Consider the following 26,826-nt stretch of genomic DNA (forward strand, 5'->3'; position numbering starts at 1 on the left):
TCCGCCCAATCCAGCCCACACCCAGACGGAGCACGAGTGCCGGTCAGTCGTCTTCGTTACCGTAGGGGGTTGGCCAGCGAGCATTGCCCGCACAACCGGGCGTCCGCAGACGAGCAGGCAGGAGAACTGGTGCAGTTCAGAACCATGGGCATGGCAATTGGCGCGACCGGCTTCGCACTGGCAGTGGCCGCGTGCGGCGGCTCCGGAGGCTCTGAAGCAGCCCCCGAGGGGCAGGAGTCCCCCGCCGCCGAACAGGGGCAGGACCCTGCGGCCGGCGGCGGAACAGCCGAAGGCGAGCAGCCCGCGGCGCCAGAACCCGACCTCGAAGGCGTTCCCGACGTGGTGGCCGACGTCAACGGCACGGAGATCACGAAGGACGAGTTCACCGGCGTCTACGAGAGCCAGTTCCAGCAGATGGCGATGCAGTCGCAGGCATCCGGCCAGGAAGTCGATCAGGACAAGCTGAAGAGCGACACCCTGGACAGCCTCATCGGCGTCGAGCTCCTCGAGCAGGAGGCCGGCGACCGCGGCATCGAGGTGAGCGATTCTCAGATCGAGGAAGCACTCACGGAGACGGCCGAGAAGAACCAGATGAGCGCCGACGACTTCATCGCCGCCATGGAAGAGCAGGGCATGCCGGAGGATGAGGTCCGCTCACAGGTCGCATCGCAGGAGACCGTCGGACAGCTCGTCGAAGACGAGAACGGCGGATTCGAAGCGAGCGACGATGAGCTGAAGGAAGCGTACGACCAGGCGAAGTCCCAGCAGGAGCAGATGGCCCAGCAGCCCCAGCAGGGTCAGCAGGGCGCACCTCAGCAGCCGCAGGAGATGCCTCCGTTCGAAGAGGTGAAGCCGCAGCTCGAGGACCAGGTCACGCAGCAGAAGCAGGCGGAGGCGACCGACGCCCTCGCAACCGAACTGCGCGAAGGCGCGGATGTGACCGTCAACCTCTGACGCGCCTCACGCCGCTCACGACGAACCCCACGGCCACGGCCAGCCACGCGCACACGGCGACGCCTAGGAAACCGGTGCCCACGGCCTCGAGCGCGGGGATGTGATCGACGCGCCCCAGGCGGATCGACGCGACGGCGAACATCCCCAGCGGGAACACCATCGACCACAGCGCAGGCGTGTAGCGCAGGGGCACCCGGTGGATGACGTGCCGCCAGATCCCGGCGCCCGCGAACATGGGGATGAGCCACGCGGCGAAGCACCAGAAGATGACGACCGTCGCACTGACGAGTGACCGCGAGGCATCGATCATCGGCGTCGACGGCATGTCTGCGATGCCGGCGCCTGCGACGACGGATATCGCCAGCGCTCCCATCGCGACCCAGTACGGCGCATCGAACTGCTCCGGAGTCACACCGTGGTGGACGAAGCGCAGCGTCACGAGCACGGCGATGCCGGCATAGAGCAGCGTGCCGACGGACCACGACATCACCGTGAGGATGCCGATGAGGTGCGAGTACTGCGGGACCAGCGGCAGGACTGCTGCGAGCGCGACGGCCACCGACTGCGAACCCACCGACCAGATGAACCACGTGCCGTTGGTGCGGGCGAGGATCGGCTCCCCATCGCGCGCCATGAGGACCTGCCACGGCAGCACGTATCCGAGCACCAGCCACACCGCGGCCGCCACGACCACCAGGCCCACGGACACCGGCGCGAACCGCGTCTCCAGCAGACCGACGGACAGCACTCCCGTTCCGGCGACGATCGTGAAGTAGCCGAAGGTCCTCTCCGGGTCGCGCTGGTCGGCCTTCACCCGCTCGCGATGGCGGAACCAGCGCAGCGCGTAGAGCAGGGCCAGCACCACATATGCGACGAGCGCGATCACCAGGAGGATCGTCGCCGCCCATCCGACGCCCACGGTGTCCAGACCGATCGCCACGATGCCCGTCGCCATGACGAGCGCGAAGTACCCCGGCGACAGCCCCGCGAGGGCACGGTCGAATCGCTGCACGGGAGAGCTGATCGTGGTCGTCACCCTCCCATTGTGGCCGCATCCCGCTGCCGAGGTCCCGCGCGGGTCACCGCTCGCGACCCCGGCGCCGCTGGCAGTCACCTCCGGCGACGCCTGCTGCGCGCGGGCGTCCTCGCCCAATCACCCCGGACGAACCGGACGAGTCGAATAAGGCCGATGACCGCGGCGGCGCCGTAGAAGAGCGCACCGATCGCGAACGCGGGGATCGTGAACCCGGGGGCGTAGCGCCATCTGCCGATCACCGGCACGCCGAGTGATTCGAGGAGGGCGCAGAACGCGCAGCCCACCGCAGTCGCACCGGCGGCGGCGACGAGGAGCACCCGACCGACCAACCGCTCCTCGCCGATGAGCTGCGCGATGCCGACCAGCAGGCATCCGCCGAAGAACAGCAGGCAGAGCAGACCGATCGGATGGCCCGGGCCGACCACGATGACAACCCCGGCCACGACGAACAGGGACGACACGACGATCAGCTTGATCGCGTCACGTCGCCGCTTGCGCACCATCTCGGCGAAGTACCTCTCGAACTCGGACACCGTCCCAGGGTATCCGCGCCCCCGTGCACACGAAGGGTGTGACGGTCGTCGCCTCTCCTTGCAGTCAGTGCAATTATGCGCGTACTGTAATTCGCGCGATGACAACACATGAGACACCACCAGACATCAGCCTGCGCGAACGGAAGAAGCTGGAGACCCGACGCATGATCCGTCGGGTCGCACTCGATCTGGCCACGGAGCACGGGCTGGAAGAGCTCACCGTGGAAGCGATCGCCCAGAGTGCCGACATCTCGCCGCGCACGTTCTTCAACTACTTCTCCCACAAGGAGGACGCGCTGGTGACTGACGCCGCAGCAGCCGCGTCGGCACTGCATCCGGCGATCGTCGCGCGGCCCGCGGAGGAGTCTCCCCTCCACGCTATCCGCGCGGTGATCACAGAGCATGACCTCTTCTCCCTCATGAACACGGATCGCGATCGCACGCTCACGCGGCAGAAGCTGGTGCAGCAGCATCCGACCCTCACCTCGCGCCAGCTGGGGCAGCACGCACTGATGGAGCAGGCGCTCAGAGACGCGGTCGCAGAGCGACTGGGCACGGATCCGGAGTCTGATCTGCGTCCCGCGCTCGTCGCCGGAGTGGCGGGATCCGTCATTCGCATCGCAATACAGCGGTGGACCGCGAGCGACGAGACCGCGCTCAGCGACCTGCTCGTCTCCGCCTTCGACATGCTCGAGCAGGGTCTCCTCTCGCACACGCCCTCCGACCCGGGCGCCTCCGTCACATCCTCGCAGGCAGGAGGGAACCCGCATGAGTGAGTCAGGCAGGACCGGCGCAGAGGACCACTCACCGGTCAATCGCAACATCGTCATGGGCGTCCTGCTCTCCGGCGCATTCGTCATCATCCTCAACCAGACGCTCCTCAACACGGCACTGCCCGCATTCATGCTGGACTTCGGCATCTCCGCCAGCGAAGCCCAGTGGGTGACCACGATCTTCATGCTGGTCAACGGCATCATGATCCCCGTCACCGCATTCCTCATCCAGAAGTTCACGACGCGCACGCTCTTCCTCACCGCCATGGGGCTCTTCATCGCGGGGACGCTGATCTGCGCGCTGGCGCCCGTCTACCCCGTACTGCTGCTGGGGCGCGTCGTCCAGGCCATGAGCGGCGGGCTCATCATCCCGCTCATGCAGACGATCCTGTTCGCGATCTTCCCCGTCCACAAGCGCGGCAGCGCGATGGGCACGTTCGGACTCGTCATCTCGTTCGCACCCGCGATCGGACCGAGCCTCTCCGGCTGGATCGTCGACCATCTCCCCTGGCCGGTCCTGTTCTACATGATGCTGCCGATCGCCCTCATCGCGACGGTGGTCGCGCACTTCATCCTCCGGAACGTCACCGAACGGACGCATCCGCGCCTGGACGTCCTGTCGATCATCCTGTCGTCGTTCGGCTTCGGCGGGCTGCTGTTCGGCTTCGGCGGTGCCGGCGATGCCGGCTGGACCAGCGCCGAGGTCCTGGTCCCCCTGGCCATCGGAGCGATCACCCTGACCTGGTTCATCCTTCGCCAGCTGACGCTCGACGAACCGCTGCTCGAACTGCGTGTGCTGAAGTACCCCATGTTCACCCTCAATACAGTGCTGGGCATGTGCGTCTTCATCGCCATGATCGGCGGGATGCTCATCATTCCGATGTTCATGCAGAACATGAGTGACTTCACGGCGATGGAGTCAGGGCTGGCTCTGCTGCCGGGCGCGGTCCTCATGGGGCTCATGTCACCGGTGACCGGCCGCATCTTCGACGCAGTCGGTGCCAAGTGGCTCGCAGTCATCGGCTTCACGATGCTGGCCGTGTCGACGTTCATGCTCGCCCTGCTCTCCGTCGACACCACGTTCGTCTACATCGCGGCGGTCAACACCGTGCGCATGCTGGGCACCGCGATGGTCATCATGCCGGTGACGACTGCGGCGCTGAACCAGCTCCCGCAGCGGCTCATCCCCCACGGCACCGCGCTCAACAACACCATGCGGCAGGTCGCTGCGTCAGTGGGGACCGCGGTCCTCGTCACCGTCATGGTCGCGGCGGCGCGGGACCCCGAGGTATACGGCCCCGCAGGCCCGATCCACGGCGCGAACGTGTCGTTCTTCGTCGCCGGGACGGTCGCGTTCCTGGGCGTCGTCGGCGCGTTCTTCATCAGGGACTCGCACGGGCCTGCGACGCGGGAGGCACCCGCGGAGACCGGGTGATCCGCACCCCTCCCCCTCTGGCCAGAATCGGACTGTTCACGTAGCGTGCCGACTACAGTTCCCTCGGGGATCAGCCTGAGGGCGGCCCACGAGGAGGAGCCATGTCCCATCAGGTCTACAACGTCACGGAGATCGTCGGCACGTCACCGGACGGTTCCGATGCGGCGATCGCCAATGCAGTCCGCGAAGCGTCGAACACGCTGCGCAACCTCGACTGGTTCGAGGTCATGTCGATCCGCGGTCAGCTGGAGGACGGAGCCGTCAAGCACTGGCAGGTGACGATCAAGGTCGGATTCCGCCACGACGGCGGCTGACCGCGGCGAGCTCGTGGACGACCGCGGGCCGCAGTCGAGGCGCACGTGCCGACCCGTGGGCGCGCCTGTCCCCGTGTGGGAGTCTGGACGGATGGATGGCTCACTGAACGACCTCTCGCACACCGCCCACCGCATCGCTTCGGACCATGGCCTCGACCTCGATCCGACGACGATCACCGTCAACGAGATGGGCCTCGATTTCCGCGTGGTCATCGCCCGCACGGTCACCGGCGACTGGTGGACCCTGCGGTTCCCCCGACGGCCCGATGTGCTCGGACGAGCGGACGTGGAGAACCGACTGCTGCGGAGGGTCGCTCCGCACCTGTCCGTGTCGGTGCCGGACTGGCGCATCCATTCTCCGGATCTCATCGCCTATCCGCTGCTTCCCGGCGAGCCCGGCCTCACCCTGACGGAGCAGGGCGAGCCCCGATGGCACACCGATGTCTCGTCGGACGCGTACTCAGAGACTTTGGGCGACTTCCTCAGCGAACTGCACGGCATCGACCCGGCCGAGGTCACAGGCACCGGCATCGAGGTGAGGACCCCTGCGCAGGAGCGTGAGAAGTGGCGTGAGGACATCGACCGCGTCGCCGCGGAGTTCGAGGTCGCCGAGCACCTCACCCGGCGATGGGACGCCTGGCTGCAGGAAGACAGCTACTGGCCGCAGTGGAGCGTGCTCACCCACGGGGAGATCTATCCGGCACACACCCTCGTCGTCGATGACGCGATCACCGCCGTGCTCGACTGGACCACTGCGGCGGTCGGCGATCCGGCGCGGGACTTCGTGTTCCACCGCGTCTCCGCCTCACCGAACGCGTTCGCGCAGACGGTGACCCGCTACGGCGCAGCCGGAGGCCGCGTCTGGCCCCGGTTCGCGGACCACTGCACGGAGATGTTCTCCGCGAACGCCGTGGGCTACGGCCTCTACGCAGTGGAGACGGGCGATCCCGCTCATCGCGAGGCGGCGGCCGCACAGCTGAATCCCGTGCCCTGAACCCCGTGCCCTGAAGCACGAGCCCTGAGACACGAAGACCAGAACCGCACCCGTCCTCACAGCCCCGTGACCGTCCCCTGCGTCCCGTCCAGGCGGACGCGCTGCCCGTTCTCCAGCTTCTTCATCGCGTCGCGCACGCTCATGACGGCGGGGATGCCCAGTTCTCGCGCGGTGACCGCACCGTGCGACAGCGCGCCGCCGCTCTCGGTGATGACGCCGGACGCCTGATAGAACAGCGCCGTCCATGCGGGGTTCGTCGTGCGTGCCACGAGGATCGCGCCGGCAGGGAAGTGCGGGAAGTCGTCCGGGGTGTGGACGACGTACACCTCGGCCTCCGTCTGGCCCGGGCTGCCCGCGGTGCCCTGCAGGTCGGAGTCGGACAGGGCCTCGGCGGCGGTGTCGCGCTGACCGTGGACCCAGTCCGGATCGGATCGGGTCGCCGCGATGTAGACCGCCTTCTGCCGTTCGGCCTGCGGACGCAGGGCCGACAGCGCCTGCGGGGACCCGTCCCGCACAGCGGACTCCACGTCCTCGACGTGCAGGAAGTAGACGTCGTCACGGCTCTCCAGCGCCCCGTGCTCCACCAGCCGCGCCCCCAGGGCGCGCAGCGCGCGCCGCATCGGGAGGGTCAGACGGGTGGTCTGGTAGTGCTCGAGGTCATCGAGCGCCGTGTACGTGCGCGCCAGCCGGATGACCTCCTGGAGGAAGTAGCGCAGGTCGTCGGGGACGGCGTCCAGGACTCGGCGCTCGGTCTCCGCCTGCTGGGCGCGCAGCTGGTTGGGGGACGTCTGCGCCTCCGCCTCGCGATGGGCCAGGACGCGCAGCTGGTTGACGACGATGTGCGGCGCCTCGACCCAGGTGGGGTGGTAGGCGTCGAAGTCCAGCTCCCGGTGCCCGTGCCGCGCCAGGAACCCGTCGAGGTCCTTCATGAACCCGGGGAACTCCGCGCGCAGCTCGTCGATGCGGCCTTCGGCCGATGGCACCGCATCCACCCACTCGAGCAGGCCGGGCGTCGTCCGGATGGTGCGTGACAGCTCCCAGAGCTCGTCGTTCACCTGCCCCGTCTTCGTGTCGGTCTGCGCGAGCAGCTGGTCGAATACGCCCTGCGCCTGGTCTGCGGGCAACCCCACCTGCAGCAGCGTGAGCAGGCCCTTGTAGAGGGTGCTCTGCGTGAGCGAGATGGCGATGTTCGGCAGGAAGTAGTCGGTGCCCAGATCGCTGATCTGCAGCACGTGGTCCCACAGCTGCTCGACGTCCTTGTCGTCCAACGGCTCGTGGTGCAGGCGGCCGATGCCCAGCAGGTAGGTGTCGAGGTCGCGCATCCACTGCACCGGCAGGTCCTGCACCCACGCGTAGCGGCGCGCGATCTCCGGCAGCGCTTCGCGGATGGCATCGGCGTCGCGGAACATGGCCACAGGGAAGCGGCCGCTGTAGAGCTCGACCGCCGTCTGGTTGCCGTAGATATAGCTGTCGCGCATCGCGAACCACTTGTCGCCGAACGGCGGCAGCCCCATGAGTCGGAAGCTGTGATTGAGAGACTGGTGGAAACCGGCCTCGACGAGGTCCCATGTGAGCGGCGTGACCGGGTTCGGGTAGCGCTCCGCTGATTCGTCACGGGTCCAGCGCGCGGCCACGCGCGTGACCGGCCGGGACTGCAGGAGGAACAGCTCACCGCCGGTGATCGCCCATTCGATGTCCTGCGGGAAGCCGAAGTGCTCCTCCGCGCGCACTGCCAGCTGAGCGACGGCCGCGCGGTCGGTTCGTTCGATCGCAGCCCGGTCGGCGAGCGCGGCATCCACCGCGACCTCCTCCGTCCCACCATCGGCGACGACGACCAGGGCCTGGGGCTTGTGGGCGACGCGGACCTCGCGCTCCTCCGTGCCATCGCGGCTGAGCAGGTACTCGTCCACTTCCGCTTCGCCGCCGACCACTGTTTCGCCGAGCCCGTAGGCGGCGTTCACGAGCACCGTCGTGAGGTCACCGCGCACGGGATCGATCGAGAACGCGACGCCTGCGGCCTCCCGCGCGCTCACCTCGACCATGCGCTGGACGACGACCGCCATCGACGCCTGCAGGTGATCGAGTCCCAGGCGGTCCCGGTACTTCATCGCGTGCGCGTTCCACAGCGAGGCGTAGCAGCGTCGGACCGCGAGGGCGATCGACTCCGCACCCCGCTCCCCCAGGAACGTGTCGTGCTGGCCGGCGAACGCGGCGCCCGGCAGGTCCTCCATCGTGCCCGATGACCGGACGGCGACCGCATAGTCGGAGAGTCCGCTGCGCTGCAGTGCCGCCTCGATGTCCCCGATCCAGCCCGGGTCGAAGTCCGTGGTCATCACGAGCTCCTGGACCGCTGCGGATGCCTGCTCCGTCGACGAATCCCTCACGATCTGCGTGATCTGCCTCCGCAGCGGCGCGAGGAACTGCTCGTAGGCCTCCGCGGTGACGATGACGCCGGGCGGGACGGGGAGCTCGCGGGCGGACTTCGCCAGGCTCGCGCCCTTGCCGCCGGACACGTCCAGGCGCGTGGCGTCGTCGTGCGCGAAATCGATGATGCGGGACATGGAGTCTCCTCTGCGGGGCTGAGCGGTGGGGCACATCAGTGAGTCAGTCGGGCGGGTCAGGTGCGCTCGGTGTTCTGTGCGACGTCGCGAGCGGCACTGTTCAGAAGGTCGGTGTCCATCGGTGCTGTGTCGGGCTGCCAGCGACGAGCGCGGAGGATCAGGCGCCCGAGCACTGCACTGAGCACGCCCGCTCCCGCCACCGCCGCCGCAGTCGCTCCGGCACCGGCGAGGGCCGTCCACACTCCGCCGACCACCACGAGGACGAGCCAGATCACCACCCCCGCGCTGCCGCCCAGGCTCCGGAAGAACGACACGGTGTTCCGTTCATCGGCCTTCGTGCCCGCGAACCAGCCCGCGAGGAGGACGGGGGCGAACAGCCAGTGGAGAGCGATCCCCAGTCGGCGGGGCCACGGCGACGGAGCCGCTGTCGCGGCAGAGGCCGAGGCCGAGCCCGAGGCCGTGACCGGCTCCGCGGAGACAGCCGAGCCGGCAGCCGGGCCCCCGTCGGCAACGGCCGTGCCGGCCATGCCCCGCACCGCCGCGGCCTGCTCGTCGAGGAATGCCCCCGCGAACGACTCCCCTGCTCTCGCTCGATCGGTCGCCCGCCGCTGCACGATGTCGAAGGTCTGTGGATCCGGGCAGTGCACCGATACCGCATCGAGTGCCTCGCAGAGAATCGTGTGCGCTCGCTTCTCCCTCTCGATGCGTGGCCCGTCCGTGTCCTGCGGCAGGTCGATGGTGGGTCCGCACCACAGTTCAGCGATCGTGCCGAAGCGCTCCGGCGCCAGATAGAACAGGCCCACGGGGATGACGTCGACGTCGACACCTGCTTCCTGCAGGCGGCAGAAGATCTTCGCGGCACCTCGCTGGTAGGTCCCGGCTGTGTGCTGCCATTCGCTGGTGCCCTCGAGGAAGATCACCAGGTCACCGCCAGCGGTCAGGTGGTCAACGCCGGCGCTCACCGGGTCGTTCACGCTCGAACGGTCCATCCCGTAGCGCTCGACATCGCGCTGCCGAATGACGGGGATCCCGGTGAAGAGCAGGCGCAGCGGGCCGCGCAGCAGCTGCATCGACACGAGGTACTGCGCATCCGGGAATGCTGACTGGACCAGCGCACCGTCGATCGCCCCGTTGCGGTGGCTCGACACGATGAGACGCGGGCGGCGTCGCGGACCCGGGGCTGTTCCACCCGTTCGCACTCGGACGAAGGATGCGCGTCGCATGCACGTGAGGACCCACCGGTGCCATGCTCCCAGAGCTGTGCTGCGCGGAGGCTTCCTCATGCCGATCAGTCTGGCACAGGGCCTGAACAGTGACGCGCCGTTCCATGGTGCGGATCTGCAACGGCGAACCTGGCTGCGCCATGGCGACGATAGCGTCGCGCTATAATGGCGCGCATGGCACGGTTCCAGACGGATGAACCCGGCGAGCTGATCCGCAGTGCGCGACTCGACGCCGGTCTGACGCAAGCAGCACTGGCGCTGCGCGCTGGGCTGCGCCAGCCCAGCTTGGCGCAGATGGAGACAGGCGCGCGAAACGTTTCCTCAGACATGCTCGAACGCGTACTGAAGGCCGCCGATTACCGCCCCTCACTCGCATTGGAGCGGAGCTTCGCGTCGATCAGGAATCTGGCGTCCGGGATGGGGCTGCGGAACGTCCGAGTGTTCGGTTCGGTCGCTCGCGGTGAGGATGGCTTCGAAAGCGACATCGATCTCCTCGTCACTCCCGACGACGGCATCGACCTATTCGACCTCTCCCTCTTCGGAGAAGAAGTCAGAAGAATCACCGGGTTCCATGCAGATGTCATCGTCGACAACGGCCCCTTCCCTCCTGGTTGGGATGTCCTGCAGGAGGCGGTTCAGGTATGACCGCGTCGGAGCACCCGGACGGCCCGTACGTTCGTGCACCTCGCCGACAAGGGCAACGATCGGGGGCTCACGATGACGAGAACATACGGGACGAGCTCTCGCGTATTCTCCGGCGCGCCCAGTCGGTAGCCTCCAGCCCACGGGACGATTTCGTCGACGGATCTGCGTCCTATGATGTCGCGAGCATGGTGATCATCCGGCTGGCATCATTGACCGAACGGCCCGAATTCGCGCCCTGGGCGGACGTGCTGAGTCAGCAGGAGATCACTGCGATCCGTGCAACGCGCAACATTGCCGCTCATGCTGGATACGCAGCGATGAACGACGGTCTGTTCTGGAGCGCGGTCACGGTCACAGTTCCCGAGATCGTCGAACGGCTGCTCCGCCGCTGATCCTCGTGAGCGGCGCGTGGGTCCAGCGAACGCTCACGTCCTCACCGCAGCCCGCCCAGCACCTCGTTGAGCGCCTCCGTCGCAGACGGGTGCGTGTAGATCGAGTCCCGCAGCTGCGTGGCCGTGATCCCGTGGCGGATCGCCAGCGCGACGAGGTTGATCACTTCCTGCGAGTGCACGTGCATGAGCGCCGCACCGAGGACCTCGTCGGTTCCGGCATCGACGACGCACTTGACGATGCCCCGCGGCTCGCCTTCGATCTTCGCTCGGGGCGCCGCGCCGATGTCCGCCATCTGCTTGGAGCCCACCAGCACCTCGCGACCCTGCTCACGAGCTTCGGCCTCTGTGAGACCGACCCGCGCGAGCGGCGGGGAGAGGAACATCGCGTACGGCACGGCAGTGCGGTCGGCGGTGGATCGATCGCCGGCTCCGAACAGCTGGTCGGCGACGATGCGGTTGTCATCCAGCGAGACGTACGTGAACTGCGGACCGCCGTTGACATCGCCCAGCGCATACACGCCCTCCGCAGACGTCCGCAGCCGGTCGTCCACGACGACGTACCCGTCGTCATCCGTGGCCACGCCGGCACGACCCAGCCCCAGCCCCGCCGAGGCCGGCGTGCGTCCGAGTGCCAGGAGGACGGCCTCGGCGTCGATCGTCCGGGACTCTCCATCCACGTCGTAGGTGACCCGGGCGAGGTCCGGCCCGTCCTGGACCGCGGTGACCGAGGCTCCCGGCGTGATCCGGACACCGTCGGCCCGCAGCGCGTCCGCCGCCGTGTCCGCGACGTCCGCATCCTCGTGGCGCAGCGGCCGCTCGCCGCGATCCAGCACGGTGACGTCGGTGCCGAAGTGGGCGAACATCGACGCGAACTCGAGGCCGACGTAGCCGCCGCCCACGATGACCAGCGACCGAGACCGCGGCGAGACATGCTGCAGCGTCTCCGAATCGTGGATGCGGCCGCCCACCCGGGCCCCGTCGATCGGCGGCACGGCGGGGTAGGAACCGGTGTTGATGAGAACGGTATCGGCCGACACGCGCAGCGTCTCGTCGCCGCCGGTCACCCGTACCTCCCGCTCGCCGGTGAACTCCGCGTGCCCCGTGACCAGCAGGACGGAGTCGAGATCGGCGAGCATGCTGTGGTTCTTCTCGCGCATCGCGGCCGTGAGGCTGTCGCGTCGCTCGACGGCTGCAGCGAAGCTGCCGTCGGGGTCATCGTCCGTGCGGCGCGCTTCCGCATCGTGGAGCAGGATCTTCGTCGGCACGCAGGCCACATTGATGCACGTCCCGCCGATCATGTCCCGGGACTGCTCGATCATGGCGACGCGCAGGCCGCGCTTCGCGGCAGTGCCGGCGAGGGTCTTCCCGCCCTTGCCCCATCCGATCACCAGGATGTCGACGTGCTCGGAGTGGTCAGTGCTGTCGGAGTGGTCGGTGTGGTCTTTCCCGGTTCCAGCTGCTGTCCCCGTCATGGTCCACCTCTCTCCGTGCGGAAGTGTTTTCACGCTATCAGTGGGCATCGGCCCGCCGTGGCCTTACAGTGAGGACGTGCTCAGACGCCTCGTATCCCGCGCCTACTGGTTCGTCAGTCCCTGGAAGCTGACGACGCAGCCGGCGCCGGATCGGCCGACGATCCTCATCGGCGCACCCCACACCTCCAACTGGGACTTCATCCTGATGCTCGGCATCGCCTGGCGGCTGGGCATCGATGTGCGGTGGCTGGGGAAGAACAGCCTCTTCACCAGCTGGCGCGGTCCGATCATGCGCGGTCTGGGCGGAGTGCCGGTCGACCGCGAGAACCCGTCCCGCGTCGTCGCGGACATCGTGCGCCAGGCGCACGCGGGCGAGGTGTTCGGCCTCGTCGTCACCCCGGACGGCACGCGCTCCGGGCACACGCACTGGAAGTCCGGCTTCTACCGCATCGCCCGGGAGACCGGCATGCCCGTCACGCTGGGATACGTCGACCGCACCACGATGACGACGGGGCTCGGTCCGACCATCGAGCTGACCGGTGACGTCGAGGCGGACATGGACCGCATCCGCGCCTTCTACGCGGACAAGACCGGATTCCATCCCGACAAGCGGGTCGAGCCGCGGCTGCGCGACGAATCGTCCGGGCTGGGTGAGTAAGCCGGTCACGGCGGCTAGTCCGCGCAGGGCCAACCGGCCATTCCCCCGCGCCTCGCAGACATGGCCGGACATGACCAGACGTGGCAGGACATGCCGAGACGCGCCCAGAAATGACCGGTCAGGGAACTCGCACTGTACTTACGGGTAACTTTCGTGAGTCGTCTCTCAAACCCGCATCGAAAGCCGCTCAGCGCTAGCAAACAATGCAGTCGGCGCATACTGTGAATCGGGTCTGCGGTCTCACCAGCTGAACACGCTGCGTGACCGCATCACCACCATCAGACGTCGATTCTGCACCGGCGAGGACTGAGCGACCGCTCGCGCGCCGGAACGAGAGGAAACAAGCCAGTGGCAGCAGCCGTAGAGGATCAGAGTCCCCCACCGGGCCCCGACGCTCACACCGAGCCGGTCGGCAAGCGCTCACCCGTCAACTGGCCGGTCTTCATCGGCACCGCCGTCATCATCGGAGCGTTCGTCCTCTGGGCGGCGCTGCTGCCCGCGCAGGCTGAGACCGTGATCTTCGGCGCGATGGGCTGGATCGCGACCAACTTCGGCTGGTACTACGTCCTCACCGCCACCATCGTGGTGGTGTTCGTCCTCATCGTGGCCTTCTCCCGCGTGGGCCGCACGAAGATGGGGCCGGATCATTCCAAGCCGAAGTTCAACATGTTCACCTGGGCATCCATGCTGTTCGCCGCCGGCATCGGCGTCGACCTCATGTTCTTCGGCATCTCCGGACCTGCCACGAACTTCCTCACGCCGCCGGACGTCGAAGCGATGTCCCCCGACGCGGCCCGCTGGGCACCTATCTGGACGATCTTCCACTACGGCATCCCCGGATGGGCGATGTACGCGCTCATGGGTATGGCGTTGGGCCTCTTCGCCTACCGCTACCACCTGCCGCTCAGCATCCGGTCCGCCCTCGCCCCGATCTTCGGCAAGCGGATCCACGGCCCCATCGGCCACTCGGTGGAGATCGCCGCGACGATCGGCACGATCTTCGGCATCTCCGTGTCGCTGGGCATCGGCGTCGTCTTCCTGAACTTCGGCCTGTCCTCGATGTTCGGCATCCCGACCTCGATCGGCATCCAGATCGCGATCATGGCACTGGCCGTCTTCATCACGATCCTGTCGACCGTCTCCGGCGTCGACAAGGGCATCCGTCGCCTGTCAGAGCTGAACGTGTTCCTCGCAGTCATCCTCATGCTGTGGGTGCTGTTCTCCGGCCAGACGGCCCACCTGCTCAACGCCCTGGTCCAGAACATCGGCGACTTCTTCTCCGGCTTCCCGTCGATGATGATGAACACCTTCGCGCACGAGACCGGTTCGCCGGACTACCCGGCGGATCAGTGGATGGCCGACTGGACGCTGTTCTTCTGGGCCTGGTGGATCGCCTGGGCGCCGTTCGTCAGCCTCTTCCTCGCCCGCATCTCCCGCGGACGCACGCTGCGCCAGTTCGTGATCGGCGTCCTGCTGATCCCCTTCGCCTTCATCCTGCTGTGGGTCTCGATCTTCGGCAATGCGGCCCTGACCTTCTTCAAGGCCGGGGACGAGGAGTTCATGAATCTGGCGGTGGAACTGCCCGAATCCGGGTTCTTCAACCTGCTGGAGCAGTACCCGGGCTCCCTGTTCACCGTGGGTCTCGCGGTCGTCACGGGCCTGTTCTTCTATGTCACCTCCGCGGACTCCGGTTCCCTGGTGATGGCGAACATGACGTCGAAGGCGTCCGTCAAGGACTCCGACGGCGCTCCGTGGCTGCGGATCGTCTGGGCGGTCATCACCGGCGCCCTGACCCTCTCCATGCTGTTCATCGACGGCGTCTACACGCTGCAGGCGGCGACCGTCGTGGTCGGCCTGCCGCTGTCGATCGTCGTCTACCTGGTGATGTTCAGCCTGTTCAAAGTGCTGAGGTCCGAGCGCCTGACCCTGGACTCCCAGATCGCGTCCATGCCGGATGTGCTCAACAGCCGGATCCGTGAGGGCGGCGAACGCGGCAGCTGGCGCCAGCGGCTCACGCGCCGGATGTCGTATGCCTCCGCACCGCAGATCACCCGCTACGTCAACAACGTCGCGGCACCGGCGGTCGAGGAGGTCGCCGCGGAGCTTCAGAAGCTCGGGGCAGACGTCCACTGCCATCGCGGCGAGCACTCCGACTACCCGATCCCCCACATCGACCTCACGGTCCACTTCCCGGAGCAGGAGGACTTCAATTACCAGGCGTACCCCGTCGCCTACCCGGTGCCCAGCTTCGCCGCGAACCTCGCGGTCACGAAGGACGTCTACTTCCAGCTCGAGGTCTTCTCCGCGACCGGTTCCCGCGGACAGGACATCATGGGGTACACGAAGGACCAGGTCATCTCCGACGTGCTCGACGCCTATGACGCCCACGTCGCGTTCATGACGCTGACCGGGGACAAGGGAGCACCCGCCGCGCGGATGGACTCCGAAATCCCGGATCAGTGGTGGGACACAGACCAGGCGGTCGTCGACGAACTCGACACCGACGAATCCGCAGCAGCAACCCCAGTAGCACCCGACGAATCCGCAGCACCTGCAGAAGGAGAATCGCGATGACGACATCCGACGCAACCACCCTGTACATCGACGGATCCTGGGTCGCCTCGTCCGACGGAGGCACCCGCACGGTGACCTGCCCGGCCGACGGCGCCGAGGTCGGGGTCGTCTCCGAGGCCACGCCTGAGGACGTCGAGCGAGCCATCGCGGCCGCGCGCCGCGCCTACGACGACGGCGTCTGGGCCGACCGGCCCGCATCCGAGCGCGGCGACCTCCTGCTGCGCGTCGCAGACGGCATAACCGCGCGCAAGGACGACTTCGCCCGCGCAGAGGCCCTGGACACCGGCAAGCGGCTGGTCGAGGCCGAAGGCGACATGGACGACATCGCCTCAGCCTTCCGCTACTTCGGGAAGATCGCGGATCAGAATCCGGGTCGCCTGGTCGACGCGGGCGATTCGTCCGTGATCTCCCGCGTCGTCTACGAGCCCGTGGGCGTCTGCGGGATGATCACCCCGTGGAACTTCCCGCTGCTGCAGGCGTCCTGGAAGGTCGCCCCCGCGCTGGCCGCCGGCAACTCGTTTATCCTCAAGCCTGCGGAACTCACCCCGCACACGTCGATGCTCCTCATGGAGGTGCTCGAAGCGGCAGGCCTGCCCGCGGGCGTGGCCAACCTGGTCCTCGGCGCCGGCGGCACCGTGGGCGCGCCGCTGTCCACCCACCCGGGCATCGACCTGGTGTCCTTCACAGGCGGCGCCGTCACCGGTCGGAAGATCTCCGAATCCGCGGCCGCGACGGTGAAGAAGGTCGCCCTGGAGCTGGGCGGCAAGAACCCGAACGTCGTCTTCGCCGACGCCGATTTCGAGGCGGCGGTCGACAATGCGCTGACCGCCGCATTCCTGGATTCCGGGCTCGTGTGCTCGGCCGGCACGCGCCTGATCGTGCAGGACACGATCGCAGAGCGCTTCGTCGACGAGCTGGTCAGCCGTGCTGAGGGCATCGTCATGGGCGGCCCGTTCGATGAGAAGGCGGAGACCGGACCGCTCATCTCGCAGGAGCACCGCGACAAGGTCACCGACTACGTCACGCGCGGCGTCGAGGCCGGCGCGCGCCTGCGGGTCGGCGGTCACTGGGGCGGCGAGGAGCACGCGAACGGCTTCTTCTACGCCCCGACGGTCCTGGACCAGTGCACCCGCGACAACCCCGCCGTGATCGAGGAGGGCTTCGGTCCCGTCATCACCGTGGAGACCTTCTCCACTGAGGCGGAGGCGATCCAGACCGCCAACCACACCGAGTACGGGCTCGCAGGTGCCGTGTGGACCTCGGACGCGGGTGTCGCCAACCGCGTCTCGCGCAAGCTGCGCCACGGCACGATCTGGATCAACGACTACCACCCCTACCTGCCGCAGGCGGAGTGGGGCGGCTTCAAGCAGTCCGGGATCGGCCGTGAGCTCGGCCCGTCCGGCATGGGCGAGTACGTCGAGCCCAAGCACATCTACCAGAACACCGAGCCGGCCCCGGCCGACTGGTTCCCGCGCAAGGAAGGATGAGGAGCACAGATGATCGACGACATGACATCGGAGAATCCCGTTCGCGAATACGACTACGTGGTCATCGGTGGAGGATCGGCGGGCGCCGCGGTCGCCGCACGACTCAGTGAGGACACGGACGTCACGGTCGCGCTGCTGGAGGCCGGCCCCCACGACCAGGACCATGCCGAGGTCCTGGACCTCAAGCGCTGGCCGGAGCTGCTGGAGTCCGGGCTGGACTGGGACTACCCGATCGAGCCGCAGGAGAACGGCAACTCGTTCATGCGCCACGCGCGCGCCAAGGTGCTGGGCGGCTGCTCGTCGCACAACTCCTGCATCGCGTTCCACCCGCCGGCCGAGGACCTGGACCTGTGGGTCGAGCTGGGCGCGGAGGGCTGGGATGCGGAGAACATCCTCCCGCTCCTCAAGCGCCTGGAGACCAATGCGCGCGGCGGCGAGAAGCACGGGACCGCCGGCCCGGTGCACCTCATGGATGTGCCGCCCGAGGACCCGATCGGCGTCGCGGTGCTGGACGCCTGCGAGCAGGCCGGTATCCCCCGCGCCGTCTTCAACGACGGCGAGACCGTGGTGAACGGCGCCGGATTCTTCCAGATCAACCGGAAGGCCGACGGCACGCGCTCCTCCTCGTCGGTGTCCTACCTGCACCCGATCCAGGATGAGCGGAAGAACCTGGACATCCTCACCGGGCACTGGGTCATGCGCCTGCTGTTCGAGGGCGACCGCGCGGTGGGCGTCGAGTACGTCGACAACTCGTTCGACCGGTCGTCCGTGCTGCGGGCGACGCGTGAGATCGTGCTGAGCGCCGGTGCGATCGATACGCCGAAGCTGCTCATGCTCTCAGGCATCGGACCGGCCGACCACCTGCGCGAGTTCGGCATCGATGTCCGGGTCGACTCCCCCGGTGTGGGGTCGAACCTGCAGGATCACCCGGAAGCGGTGATCTCGTGGGAAACGAAGGAGCCGATGGTCCGCGACGCCACCCAGTGGTGGGAGATCGGCATCTTCGCAGCCACGCAGGACGGGCTGGATCTGCCGGACCTCATGATGCACTACGGCAGTGTGCCCTTCGATATGCACACGCGTCGCCAGGGCTACCCCACCTCGCCGGAGTCCTTCGCGCTGACCCCCAATGTCACGCACGCGAAGTCCCGCGGCACGGTGCGTCTGCGGTCGCTGGACTACCGCGACAAGCCGAAGGTCGACCCGCGGTACTTCACGGATGAGGAGGGCCACGACATGCGCGTGGCCGTCGCGGGCATCAAGAGGGCCCGCGAGATCATCGCCCAGCCGGCGATGGCCGACAAGGTCAGCCGCGAGCTGTTCCCGGGCGAGGACGTGCAGACCGATGAGCAGATCGCGGAGTACGTCTCGAAGACGCACAACACGGTCTACCACCCCGCCGGCTCCTGCCGGATGGGTGCGGTCGATGACGACATGTCGCCGCTGGATCCCCAGCTGCGGGTCAAGGGCGTGTCCGGACTGCGCGTGGTCGATGCCTCGGCCATGCCGCAGCTGCCAGCGGTGAATCCGAACATCTCCGTGATGCTGATGGGCGAGCGCGCATCGGACCTCATCAAGGCCGACCGGTGAGCCTCAGCACGGAACGCGGTGCGGCCGGGTGACCGACTGACCGGCTGCACGCAGACGAACGGCGGGGTGGGAGCAGATCTGCTCGCACCCCGCCGTTCGCGTGTCCGCTGCGCGTGCGCGCGCTCAGCCGTCGACGTCGTGCAGGTGGTGCTCGAGGTCGTGGACTAAGTACCGGCTGAGCGTCGCGACGGTGAAGGTGAAGCCGTCGCTGCGCTGGCCGGTGCGGTCCCAGTCGCCGTCGGTCACTCGGTCGAACACCGCCGCCGAGGCCCCAGTCCCCTGCTCGATCTCCCGCGCCACCTGCGCGGGGTCGGCTGCCCAGAACTCACCGCGCACGGCCTCGGCTTCGCCGTCGTAGTCCGCGAATGTGGGGTTCTGCGCGTCGAGCATCGCGGTGATGCGCTCTCCCAGAGCGATGGCGAGGTCGCGGGAGTGGCCCGCGTACTCGAGCGGTGACCACACGCCGTCGCGTGGTCGCACGGCTGCGTCGTCCCTCCTCAGCACGGCGTTCCACCGGGACGGCAGGGCGAGGAGTCGCTGCGCGGTTGTCGCGGGATCGTGCGGTGCGTAGCCGCACTGCTCGCATCCCTCGTCGATCACGAAGGTCCAGTCACGGGTGTCGGTCTCTGCGGGAGGCGGGGCGTGTTCAGTCATACCTCCCACTATGCCCCGCCACGTCGAGGCAGCTTGTCTCAGCTGTGCTCCGAGTCTGCGCTTCGCATGATGGTCTTCGTTGCCTGACCTGCACGTCACGCCATATTTCGTATGACAGCATGGCGAGCATGAGCGCGCAGAGCACCTCGACTATCGACCCACATCTCGGGGATCCGCAGCTGACTGCGTCTGTCGAATCCGTCAAGGACATCTTGGCGACCCTGCGCCCGAATATCCCGTCCTACCAGCGTCCGTACGCGTGGACTGCGAAGAACGTCACTGAGTTGGTCGACGACATCAGACGATTCCGCCCGTCGGGCCGATACCGAATCGGCACGTTCATCCTCAATCACTCGGCAGAGGACGATTCCGACCACTGTTCACGCCGTCCGCGTCCGAACATCGTCGACGGTCAGCAGCGCTATCTCAGCTTCGCCCTCATCGCTCATGCGCTGCTCTCTCGCGCGTCCGACCTGACGGACCGCTTCATCGAAGACCTCAGCACCGCAGTCGATGGCATCTCCATACCTCGGCGACGGGACGATCGAACCGGCCACAATCTGCGTGCCAACCACGACCATCTCCGTACGATCGTCAGCCGCTGGAGCCCGGACGAGCTCAACGACTTCACGGAGTTCTTCCTCAATGACTGCGATGTCGTTGTCCTCAGAGTCCGCGACTTGGATGCAGCGTTCCAGATGTTCGACTCGCAGAATACTCGCGGCCGTCCTCTCTTCCCCACTGACCTCCTCAAGGCCCACCACTTGCGAGAGTTCAGCAGGACGGACCCCTCGCGGGACTCCGTCCTGGAAGCGGTTCGCGAGTGGGAGCAGGTTCCTCCTGCAGAGATCAACCACGTGATCGCAGCGGTCCTGTTCCCGATCAAACAGTGGACCGTGAATCGGCCGATGCCCCGAGACGGCTTCAGCTCGCACGACGTGGACCTCTTCAAAGGCATACGCGAAGACGCACAGGGAAATGGTCGCTACCGGTGGGCGCACCCAGTGCTCCTGGCGAAGGCCGCAGTCGATCGCTTCCACTCCGACAACTCCACCCTGCTGCGTCACGGGGTCGTCGACGCGTTGGACTTCCCCTTCCAGATCACCCAACCAGTGATAGACGGCGAGATGTTCTTCAGGATGGTCAGTCACTACGTGAGTGAGGCTCGGCGCGCGGGGATCGCCGGCGACGCGTCGTCTCCCGGTGCAGAAGCCGGCGACGATCGTGACCCGCGACTCGCCGAGGTGCACAAGATGCTGGACGCGATGCCGCCAGGAACCGGATACCGCTACGTCCGTGAACTGTTCGACTGTCTGCTCATGGCCTACCTCGACCGCTTCGGATGGTACGACGTGGAACACGCGGCACTCTTCCTCGCACGGTATGCGTACCTTCTCAGAGTGCACTTGCAGAGGGTGTATCCCGCGTCCGTGGACATCCACGCCAGACGTGGCCACGACAGGATCCCCGACGCAGACGGAAACCTGTTCGCCGACATCGTCCATGCACTCGATCCGCGTTCCATCCTGGACCGGCCGCTCCCCTCAGTCGACGAGGCCGGCTCGGAACCCCTCCGCAGGCTGTACGGGCTGATCCTGGATACCGCAGAGCGCGACGAGGAGACTCAGCGCGAGGGGATCCGATGACAGTCGATGCGATGTCCCGTGACCAGCCGAATGTCATGAGTGTGAAGGAGATCTTCGACCACCATCGATACAGGATCCCGCTGTATCAGCGTGCGTACTCCTGGACTGCGGCGGAGATCCACACACTGCTGGCAGACGTCCGCGATGCTCGTCTGGACGCTGCGACCCGTCGTGCACGCCGGGGGTCCCGCGACTACTACATCGGCTCGCTCGTCGTCGACGCGATGCATTCGGACGAAGGAACACTGCTCGAAGTGGTGGACGGTCAGCAACGACTCACGACGCTCTTCATCATCCTCTCTCTGACTGGACCGGGGACGGGCAACGAGGATCCGCAGTTCACCGGGGGGCTCACGTTCGAAGGACGCGACGCAGCAGCCGAGGACCTGCGTCGTCTAGCACGCGACGGAGCCGGCTCGATCAACCGACTGACGACACCTGGGATCAGACTCGCTGCCGAGCTCGTCGAACAAGCCGTCAGTCGCGGAGCCCACCTCGACCCGACCAACGCTGACCTCGTCGACAGCGTGGCGTTCTCGTCGGAGGATGCGACATATCTGCGGGAGCACGTGAAGATCCTGCAGACCGCACTTCCATCTGGCACCGACCTCAACCACTACTTCGAAGTCATGAATACCCGCGGCGAGCAGCTCGAGAAGCACGAGATCCTCAAGGCGAACATGATCAGAGCGCTTCCTCACACCATGGAACAAGCCGCGTTCTCTGCGATCTGGGACGCCTGTTCTGTGCTCGAGCGACACGTACAGACTCAGTTCTCGCCGACTCAGAAACCAGAAGGGGCGACCTCCGAGAGAACTATGCTCTTCGGCTCGGGTTGGAACACCTTCCAACCGGAGTCAGCTGACGAGCTATTCGACCATGTACAAGCGATGCTCGCTGGTGACGATACGTCGACGTCGAACGAACCACTGCCCACACCTCACGGGTCAGAGCAGCGCATTCTCCTAGCAGATGTGCTGACTGCCTCTGACAGCCAGGAGGACTCGCGGGCAGGAGGTGATCCCGATCCGGAATCCGGTTCGTACGGTTCCATCATCGATTTTCCGAACCTACTGCTGCACGTCTTGAGAATCCAGAGGAGAGAGACCTTCACCTGGGAGGATCCTCGCGACGGAGCAGAACTTCGAGTACGACTCGAGGACAAGTATCTGCTCAGCGAATTCGACCGTTCCATGCTCGCGTCGCGTCATCTCGATGACGCGTCCCGACGTGCCGAAGTACGGGAGTTCGCCTACCTTCTGCTGAAGACCCGGTACCTTCTGGACACCTACGTCATCCGCACGCAACTGACGGCAGGGGGTGACGACGAGGAGAACTGGGTGCTTCACCGGGCACTGAGATACCCGGCGCCGCCGGCGAAAACCGCGCAGCTCAGTGCGCGGGCCACGTTCAGAACAGGACAGTCGACGGGTTCGGATGAGAACACGAATCGCGACCAGGTCCACCGGCAGGTGCTCATGCTCCAAGCGATGTTCCAGGTCAGCGATACCCGTCGCGCCTCGAAGTACTTCCTCTTCCAGATCCTCGAATGGCTCCATCAGCAGGAGGCTCCCTCAGCTGTCGATGGCGAGAGTTTCGTGAAGAAGCTGGAGACCATGGCACGGAGCCGCCTCCGGGCGCTGGATTTCACAGCCGTGATGAATGACGGCACACACGTGCCGAACTTCCTCTTCAATGTCCTCGACTACGAGCTCTGGAGGCTCGCCGAAGTCGCTGACGGCTCAGAGCTCACGCACGTGCTGCCCCACCCGAATCTCGTGGCTGGCCTGACGGAGGCGTCGCCGACGTTCCGTTTCCGCTACCGAACGTCCGTGGAACACTACTATCCTGTTCAGCCGTCCTCGGAACAAGGTCACCGCCGGCTGGATCCGTCCGACGGGAACCACTTCGGAAACCTCTGCCTCATGTCCCGGTCTGAGAACGCACGCCGGAACAATCTCATGCCGATCGCCAAGGCCAGAGAATTTCAGCCCGCTCGCCAGAGCCTGAAGTTCCAGCTCATGTCCGCCCTCGCTCTGGAGGCCCACGACTGGGCTGAGGAACAGATCCACGCGCACGGTTCAGCGATGCTCCGGGTGATGCAGAATGCTGCCGACACCCCGGTCGCCGTATGCTGATGTCACACGCGAAAGGGCGACACCGTGGACGCACCGATCGACACTGCTCAGACTGCACGCTCGTCTCGCACGACCTGCCTCATCGTCGGCGCAGGCCCGGCGGGACTGGTCCTGGGCCTCCTGCTGGCACGGGCCGGGATCGACGTCACCGTGCTGGAGAAGCACCAGGACTTCCTGCGGGACTTCCGGGGCGAAACGGTGCATCCCAGCACTCTGGAGCTGCTCGACGACCTGGGACTCTTCGAGCGCTTCGACGCACTCCCCCAGTCCCATCTGCACCGCGTGCGGCTGCCGGGGGCAGACGATGAGGACGTGCCCCTCGTGGACTTCACCCGTCTGCCGGTGCGGCATCCGTACATCGCGATGGTCCCGCAGTGGGACCTGCTCGACCTCATCGCCGAGGCCGCAGACCTCGAACCGTCGTTCACCCTCCTGACCGAGCACGAGGTCACGGGCGTCGTGCGGGACGGCGACCGAGTCGTCGGCGTCGACTACTCGACACCAGACGGCGCCGGCACCGTGCGCGCCGATCTCACCATCGCCTGCGACGGGCGGTGGTCGGTCATCCGCCAGGACGTCGGACTCCCCACGAAGGAATTCCCCGTCGATTTCGATGTCTGGTGGTACCGCGTTCCCACCCGCAGCCGCATCGGCGGCTCGCTCCTGCCCCGCATGCACACGGGGCGCGCACTCATCGCGATCCCGCGCGAGAGATACCTCCAGATCGCGCGGCTGGGCCGCAAGGGCACCGACGCCGCGCTGCGCGCTCGAGGTCTCGACGCGCTGAGAGCGGAGACGGCCGACCTCCTTCCCGAAGTCGCGGACGACGTCGACTCCATCTCCTCACTGGACGACGTCAAGCATCTGAGCGTCCGCATCGATCGACTGCGCCGCTGGTACGCGGCGGGCGTTCTGTGCATCGGCGACGCGGCGCACGCGATGTCCCCAGTCGGCGGCATCGGCATCAACCTCGCGGTGCAGGACGCCGTGGCCACAGCCCGCTTCCTCTCACCGTCGCTCACGGATCGCACCGCACCCGTGGAGGACCGCGTCCTTGCTCGCGTGCAGCGCAGGCGAGCGCTCCCGACGGCGCTCACCCAGGGCGTGCAGAGACTCGTGCAGGGGCTCATCATCGCGCCGGCGCTCAACGGCTCTGTGGTCCAGCCGCCTCAGCTCATCGGGAGGATCCTGCGAAGGCTGCCTGGCCTGTCGGTGGTCCCCGCCTACATCGTCGGTGTGGGCTTCCGCCCGGAGAAGGCGCCTGCGTGGGCTCGGCGTCGCAGCGATCGGTCGCCGTCGTCAGTCGCATAGTGTGGTGTGATGCTCCTGCTCATGAGGCGCCGCGCATGACCGTCCCGCATCTGGCTGTGTGGCCGCCCGATCCTTCGACGCGGCTGCACCGCTCCGAGGTGTCTGCGGTCATCGGCAGTGGTGATGAGACCTGGAAGAGGGCGGCTGCCGACCTGCTGCGTTGGAAGGTCAAGACCCGCAGCGGCTTCCGCGTCGACGACGACCAGCCGGTGACGCCCGGCACCGAACTCATCGTCACAGCACGCGTCCTCGGCATCACCGTCAGGGAGCCGATCCGGGTCGAGCACGTCGTCGAGTCCGAGGATCGAGTCGGATTCTCCTACCGGACACTCCCCGGCCACCCCGTCTCAGGAGAAGAGGCATTCATCGTCCACCGCGAGGGCGAGGACGTCATCCTCACGATCCGCTCCCTGACCGGTCCCTCTCCGCGGCTGCCCTGGCGTCCGCTCTTCCCTCTCCTGCTGCTCGCGCAGCGGGTCGTGCGGCGCAGGTACCTCCGTTCGCTGACCGCCTCGTGAGTGCGCCCCCGAAACATTCCAGGAGCCGCCGAGCCCGCGAGGGGTAGGCACCGTCGCCGGCTCTCCGTACACTCATCTGTGTGACGAAGCTCACGGCCTCGACGGCGGAGAGTCTGGTGGCATCCTCGACCAGGCTCGCGCGGGAGCGTGCCGCCGACCTGAGCGTGGCCGACCTGGCCGATCACGCCGGGTACAGCCCCTTCCACTTCGCGCGCCTCTTCGCACGTCACGTCGGCATCGGTCCCGGACAGTACCTCACGGCCCTGCGGATCGATCGTGCGAAGCAGCTGCTGCTCACGGAGACCGAATCGGTGATCGATGTCGCGACAGCAGTCGGGTTCGACTCCCTCTCCAGCTTCAGCCGGCGCTTCCGCTCCACGGTCGGCGTCCCGCCCGCGCAGCTGCGGCGCCTCGCCGACCGCATCAGCGACAAGCCCCCGCGCCCCTTCAGCCTGCTCTCCCCCGGTATCGAATGCGTGCGCGTCACGATCGAACTCCCCGCCGATTTCAGCCCGCGCGGCGACGCGGCCCTGTGGGTGGGCTGGTACCCCCACCCAGCACCCATCGGCCTGCCTCTGTCCGGAGCACTGATCTCCGGTGTCACAGAGGTCAGCATGCCGCTGTGCCCCGGCGCGCCCTTCCTGCTGGGATTCGCGGTCCCCGCACAGGCCGATCCGATGGCCCAGCTGGTGCCGCCGGAACCGATGGTCGGTGTGCACCCGGCACCACTCACCGCATCGGCGGACGTCACCCTGCGCTTCGAGACCTCGCCGACCGCACGCCGCATGCCGCTCCTCACCGCCCTGCCCAGTCTGTGCACGCGGTGACGACCGCAACGGACGGGCACGGCGAACGGCGACCGGGACCTCGGCGGCGGTTGCGCAGTTTCGGACAAAGACCGACCGCATCGTCCGTCTAGCGTGGAATCACCACCCGGGCCACGCGCCCTCGGCTACAGGAGGAATCATGAGCAACCCCATCGGCACCAGCGCATGGATCGATGTCAGCGCACACGACTTCGCCGCGGCGAAGGACTTCTACACCGGACTGTTCGGCTGGACGTTCGAGCAGCTGGGCGATGAGTTCGGCGGCTACAACCTCATCCACAATGGCGACGCCCTGGTGGGCGGCGCGATGGACGTCACCGGCATGACCTGTCCTCTGGGCCAGCCGATCCCCGCCGAATGGAGCATCTACCTCACCGTCGACGACCTCGACGCGCGACTGGCGAAGGCAGAGAAGCACGGCGCCACCATCGCGATGGGCGCAGACCAGATCGGCGAGTTGGGACGCATGGCGATGCTCATCGACCCGACCGGGGCGACCATCTGCATGTGGGAGCCCAAGGACCTCGATGGCTATGACTTCACCGGGCAGCCCGGCTCACCCGTCTGGTTCGAGCTCATGACCCACAAGTTCGATGAGGCGAGCACGTTCTACACCGCCGTGTTCGACGCGAACCTCGTGGCCATGTCCGAGGAGATGGAGGATGACAGCTTCCGCTACGTCACCAACGGCCCGGGTGAGACTGCGAGTTGGGGCCTGGGCGATGCGACCGGTGTGATGCCCGAGGAGGCAGCCGGTTGGCGCGTCTACCTGGGAGTCGAAGCCGCTGACTCGGCGGTGGAGAAGGTCGCGGAGCTGGGCGGGAAGCTGCTCGACGGGCCGGTCGACTCCCCGTTCGGACGGATCGCCACGATCGCGGACCCGGAGGGAGCGACCTTCCAGATCTGCGCGATGAGTGAAGCGGTGCCGGAGGGCTGAGGCCGTCATCGGGGCTGGGAGTAGAGCCCCATAGAGTGGTGTAGCGCACGGAGGTCCGGCCTATCCGTCAGGATGTGGACGCGGCCACCGTGTGATCCTTCGAGTCAACCTTCCAAGAATCCTCGAACGGAGTCACAACGATGACCGCTCCTCA

Annotated in this window: 23 protein-coding genes; 17 read left to right on the plus strand and 6 right to left on the minus strand. The window is 67.0% G+C overall.

The window, feature by feature from the left end:
* The first annotated feature begins 129 nt into the window (after positions 1-129).
* The gene (locus BJEO58_RS12600) at positions 130-954 is read left to right on the plus strand and encodes a SurA N-terminal domain-containing protein (RefSeq protein WP_246076049.1); all 825 of its coding nucleotides are present in this window, start codon (positions 130-132) and stop codon (positions 952-954) included.
* On the opposite strand, the gene BJEO58_RS12605 is transcribed toward BJEO58_RS12600, so the two are convergent.
* Together BJEO58_RS12605 and BJEO58_RS12610 are read right to left on the minus strand one after the other, a co-directional pair.
* Positions 944-1,990, minus strand: a complete 1,047-nt coding sequence (locus BJEO58_RS12605; RefSeq protein WP_246076050.1) for a tellurite resistance/C4-dicarboxylate transporter family protein — start codon at positions 1,988-1,990, stop codon at positions 944-946. The two genes, BJEO58_RS12600 and BJEO58_RS12605, sit on opposite strands and share 11 nt — an antisense overlap.
* Positions 1,991-2,064: 74 nt before the next feature.
* Complete coding sequence (locus tag BJEO58_RS12610; RefSeq protein WP_101589826.1) at positions 2,065-2,523, minus strand: hypothetical protein; 459 nt, start codon at positions 2,521-2,523, stop codon at positions 2,065-2,067.
* Positions 2,524-2,621: 98 nt separating this feature from the next.
* Here BJEO58_RS12610 and BJEO58_RS12615 point away from each other — a divergent pair, with 98 nt between their 5' ends.
* From BJEO58_RS12615 to BJEO58_RS12630, 4 genes are all read left to right on the plus strand, one after another.
* The gene (locus tag BJEO58_RS12615; protein WP_101589827.1) at positions 2,622-3,299 is read left to right on the plus strand and encodes a TetR/AcrR family transcriptional regulator; all 678 of its coding nucleotides are present in this window, start codon (positions 2,622-2,624) and stop codon (positions 3,297-3,299) included.
* Positions 3,292-4,731, plus strand: a complete 1,440-nt coding sequence (locus BJEO58_RS12620; RefSeq protein WP_101589828.1) for an MDR family MFS transporter — start codon at positions 3,292-3,294, stop codon at positions 4,729-4,731. The genes BJEO58_RS12615 and BJEO58_RS12620 overlap by 8 nt, the downstream gene beginning before the upstream one ends.
* A gap of 101 nt (positions 4,732-4,832) precedes the next feature.
* Complete coding sequence (locus BJEO58_RS12625; RefSeq protein WP_101589829.1) at positions 4,833-5,045, plus strand: dodecin; 213 nt, start codon at positions 4,833-4,835, stop codon at positions 5,043-5,045.
* A 91-nt stretch (positions 5,046-5,136) separates the two neighbouring features.
* Positions 5,137-6,039 carry a macrolide 2'-phosphotransferase gene (locus BJEO58_RS12630; RefSeq protein ID WP_101589830.1) on the plus strand — a complete coding sequence of 301 codons (903 nt, stop codon included), beginning with the start codon at positions 5,137-5,139 and terminating at the stop codon, positions 6,037-6,039.
* Positions 6,040-6,095: 56 nt separating this feature from the next.
* Here the strand turns inward: BJEO58_RS12630 and BJEO58_RS12635 are convergent, their stop codons facing one another.
* Together BJEO58_RS12635 and BJEO58_RS12640 are read right to left on the minus strand one after the other, a co-directional pair.
* The gene (locus tag BJEO58_RS12635; protein ID WP_101589831.1) at positions 6,096-8,600 is read right to left on the minus strand and encodes a PEP/pyruvate-binding domain-containing protein; all 2,505 of its coding nucleotides are present in this window, start codon (positions 8,598-8,600) and stop codon (positions 6,096-6,098) included.
* A 56-nt stretch (positions 8,601-8,656) separates the two neighbouring features.
* Positions 8,657-9,748 carry a lysophospholipid acyltransferase family protein gene (locus tag BJEO58_RS12640; RefSeq protein ID WP_144573872.1) on the minus strand — a complete coding sequence of 364 codons (1,092 nt, stop codon included), beginning with the start codon at positions 9,746-9,748 and terminating at the stop codon, positions 8,657-8,659.
* Positions 9,749-9,997: 249 nt separating this feature from the next.
* Between BJEO58_RS12640 and BJEO58_RS12645 the strand changes: the two genes are divergently transcribed.
* Together BJEO58_RS12645 and BJEO58_RS12650 are read left to right on the plus strand one after the other, a co-directional pair.
* On the plus strand, positions 9,998-10,468 hold the full coding sequence (locus BJEO58_RS12645) for an XRE family transcriptional regulator (RefSeq protein ID WP_101589851.1): 471 nt from the start codon (positions 9,998-10,000) through the stop codon (positions 10,466-10,468).
* A 185-nt stretch (positions 10,469-10,653) separates the two neighbouring features.
* On the plus strand, positions 10,654-10,860 hold the full coding sequence (locus BJEO58_RS12650; RefSeq protein WP_101589833.1) for a toxin-antitoxin system, antitoxin component domain protein: 207 nt from the start codon (positions 10,654-10,656) through the stop codon (positions 10,858-10,860).
* 41 nt (positions 10,861-10,901) lie between these two features.
* Here BJEO58_RS12650 and BJEO58_RS12655 read toward each other — a convergent pair whose 3' ends face one another.
* Entirely contained in the window at positions 10,902-12,332 is a 1,431-nt protein-coding gene (locus BJEO58_RS12655; RefSeq protein ID WP_101589834.1) for a dihydrolipoyl dehydrogenase family protein, read from the minus strand.
* Positions 12,333-12,408: 76 nt separating this feature from the next.
* On the opposite strand from BJEO58_RS12655, the gene BJEO58_RS12660 reads away from it, so the two are divergent.
* The 4 genes from BJEO58_RS12660 (at position 12,409) to BJEO58_RS12675 (ending at position 18,641) form a co-directional block, all read left to right on the plus strand.
* The gene (locus BJEO58_RS12660; RefSeq protein ID WP_101589835.1) at positions 12,409-12,990 is read left to right on the plus strand and encodes a 1-acyl-sn-glycerol-3-phosphate acyltransferase; all 582 of its coding nucleotides are present in this window, start codon (positions 12,409-12,411) and stop codon (positions 12,988-12,990) included.
* 348 nt (positions 12,991-13,338) lie between these two features.
* The gene (betT, locus tag BJEO58_RS12665; protein WP_180951949.1) at positions 13,339-15,564 is read left to right on the plus strand and encodes a choline BCCT transporter BetT; all 2,226 of its coding nucleotides are present in this window, start codon (positions 13,339-13,341) and stop codon (positions 15,562-15,564) included.
* Positions 15,561-17,051 (plus strand): aldehyde dehydrogenase family protein, encoded by a 1,491-nt coding sequence (locus tag BJEO58_RS12670; protein WP_101589837.1) that lies wholly within the window; start codon positions 15,561-15,563, stop codon positions 17,049-17,051. The genes betT and BJEO58_RS12670 overlap by 4 nt, the downstream gene beginning before the upstream one ends.
* A 21-nt stretch (positions 17,052-17,072) precedes the next feature.
* Positions 17,073-18,641, plus strand: coding sequence for a GMC family oxidoreductase (locus BJEO58_RS12675; RefSeq protein ID WP_219617113.1), 1,569 nt, complete (start codon positions 17,073-17,075; stop codon positions 18,639-18,641).
* A gap of 123 nt (positions 18,642-18,764) precedes the next feature.
* Here BJEO58_RS12675 and BJEO58_RS12680 read toward each other — a convergent pair whose 3' ends face one another.
* A complete protein-coding gene (locus BJEO58_RS12680) occupies positions 18,765-19,295 on the minus strand; it encodes a DinB family protein (RefSeq protein WP_087004639.1) in 531 nt (176 codons plus the stop codon).
* A gap of 128 nt (positions 19,296-19,423) precedes the next feature.
* Between BJEO58_RS12680 and BJEO58_RS12685 the strand changes: the two genes are divergently transcribed.
* The 6 genes from BJEO58_RS12685 to BJEO58_RS12710 all read left to right on the plus strand — a co-directional run bounded on the left by BJEO58_RS12685 (position 19,424) and on the right by BJEO58_RS12710 (position 26,672).
* Positions 19,424-20,941, plus strand: coding sequence for a DUF262 domain-containing protein (locus tag BJEO58_RS12685; protein ID WP_180951950.1), 1,518 nt, complete (start codon positions 19,424-19,426; stop codon positions 20,939-20,941).
* Between the two features lie 35 nt (positions 20,942-20,976).
* Positions 20,977-23,079, plus strand: a complete 2,103-nt coding sequence (locus tag BJEO58_RS12690) for a GmrSD restriction endonuclease domain-containing protein (RefSeq protein WP_246076104.1) — start codon at positions 20,977-20,979, stop codon at positions 23,077-23,079.
* Positions 23,080-23,103: 24 nt separating this feature from the next.
* A complete protein-coding gene (locus tag BJEO58_RS12695) occupies positions 23,104-24,390 on the plus strand; it encodes an FAD-dependent oxidoreductase (protein WP_246076051.1) in 1,287 nt (428 codons plus the stop codon).
* Between the two features lie 35 nt (positions 24,391-24,425).
* Complete coding sequence (locus BJEO58_RS12700; protein WP_087004646.1) at positions 24,426-24,908, plus strand: DUF1990 domain-containing protein; 483 nt, start codon at positions 24,426-24,428, stop codon at positions 24,906-24,908.
* Positions 24,909-24,988: 80 nt separating this feature from the next.
* A complete protein-coding gene (locus BJEO58_RS12705) occupies positions 24,989-25,735 on the plus strand; it encodes a helix-turn-helix transcriptional regulator (RefSeq protein WP_101589841.1) in 747 nt (248 codons plus the stop codon).
* Between the two features lie 139 nt (positions 25,736-25,874).
* The gene (locus BJEO58_RS12710; RefSeq protein ID WP_101589842.1) at positions 25,875-26,672 is read left to right on the plus strand and encodes a VOC family protein; all 798 of its coding nucleotides are present in this window, start codon (positions 25,875-25,877) and stop codon (positions 26,670-26,672) included.
* The last annotated feature ends 154 nt before the right edge of the window (positions 26,673-26,826 follow it).

This window comes from Brevibacterium jeotgali (genome assembly GCF_900169175.1).
Taxonomy (GTDB): domain Bacteria; phylum Actinomycetota; class Actinomycetes; order Actinomycetales; family Brevibacteriaceae; genus Brevibacterium; species Brevibacterium jeotgali.